At 65.1% G+C, this 1,617-nt stretch carries 1 protein-coding gene; it reads right to left on the minus strand.

From position 1 onward, the window contains the following. Positions 1–141: 141 nt before the first annotated feature. Positions 142–1,536, minus strand: coding sequence for a 30S ribosomal protein S12 methylthiotransferase RimO (gene rimO / locus ABZD10_RS15520; RefSeq protein ID WP_372887917.1), 1,395 nt, complete (start codon positions 1,534–1,536; stop codon positions 142–144). Positions 1,537–1,617: the final 81 nt, after the last annotated feature.

Below are 1,617 nucleotides of genomic sequence, written 5' to 3' on the forward strand. Positions count from 1 at the left end.
AAAGTTAACGAGAGAAAAATCAATGATCACATGGTTTGGAAGTTGTTGATTTTGTTTTAAAAAATCTCCAAATGCGATGTACAAACTGTTTTTCTGAAGCTGCCTTGGCAGAATGAAACGGGCCATCAATAATTCGCTCCTTCAAATCGTCCCCCACAAATCATACTCGCCCGCCTCGTCGACCTCGACGGTCACGATGTCGCCCACCGCCAGCCCGGCGGTGCCCTCGTCGATGAACAGGTTGCCGTCGATCTCGGGCGCGTCGGCCTTGCTGCGGCAGGTGGCCACCCCGTCCTCGTCGATCTCGTCGACGATGACCTCGATCTGGCGCCCCACCTTGGCCGCCAGCTTGGCCTCGGAGATCGCCTGCGCCTTCTCCATGAAACGCTCCCAGCGCTCCTGCTTGACCTCGGCCGGCACATGGTCGGGCAGGGCGTTCGAGCGCGCGCCGTCGACGTTCTCGTACTGGAAACAGCCGACCCGGTCGAGCTGCGCCTCGTCCATCCACTCCAAAAGGTGGTCGAACTCGGCCTCGGTCTCGCCGGGATAGCCGACGATGAAGGTCGAACGCAGGGTGATCTCGGGGCAGTCGCGGCGCCAGGCGGCGATCTCGTCGAGGGTGCGCGCCGAGGCGGCGGGGCGGGCCATGCGTTTCAGCACCTCGGGGTGGGAATGCTGGAAGGGAATGTCCAGATAGGGCAGCAGCGCGTTGCCGGTGTCGGCCATCAGCGGGATCAGCTCGCGCACATGCGGATAGGGGTAGACATAGTGCAGCCGCACCCAAAGCTCTTCGGGGGCGCCCAGCTGGCCCAGTTCGCGGGCCAGATCGGTGATATGGCTGCGCACTTCGCGGCCCTGCCAGGGGTGGGCGGAATACCTGCGGTCCAGTCCATAGGCCGAGGTGTCCTGGCTGATGACCAGCAGTTCGCGCACCCCGCTTTCGACCAGTTTCTCGGCCTCGCGCAGCACCGCATGCACCGGGCGCGAGACCAGCTTGCCGCGCATGTCGGGGATGATGCAGAACCTGCAGGCGTGGTTGCAGCCCTCGGAGATCTTCAGATAGCTGTAGTGGCGCGGCGTCAGCCGAACCCCCGATGCCGGCATCAGGTCGACAAAGGGGTCGGGGTCGGGCGGCACCACGCCGTGGACCGCGTCCAGCACCTGCTCGTATTGATGCGGCCCGGTCACCGCCAGCACCTTGGGATGGGCGCCGGTGATATAGTCGGGCTCGGCCCCCAGACAGCCGGTGACGATGACCTTGCCGTTCTCCTTCAGCGCCTCGCCGATCGCCTCGAGGCTCTCGGCCTTGGCCGAATCGAGGAACCCGCAGGTGTTCACGATCACCGCGTCGGCGCCGGCGTAGTCCGGCGATATCCCATACCCCTCGGCCCTGAGCCGCGTCAGGATGCGCTCCGAATCGACCAGCGCCTTGGGGCAGCCGAGCGACACCATGCCGATGGTCGGCTGGCCGGGCCGCCGCGCCTCGGCGACGGAGGCACGCGCGAGATCCGGGCGCAGGTCGGGCGGGTTGCTCATGGGCCGCGCTCATAAGCGAGCCCGGGTCCGAGGGAAAGTCCGCAGTCGAGCGCCTTCGGCTTCTTCTCATCGAAATATGCG

Origin of the sequence: Shimia sp. (genome assembly GCF_041624275.1) — a bacterium.
Taxonomy (GTDB): Bacteria; Pseudomonadota; Alphaproteobacteria; order Rhodobacterales; family Rhodobacteraceae; genus Shimia.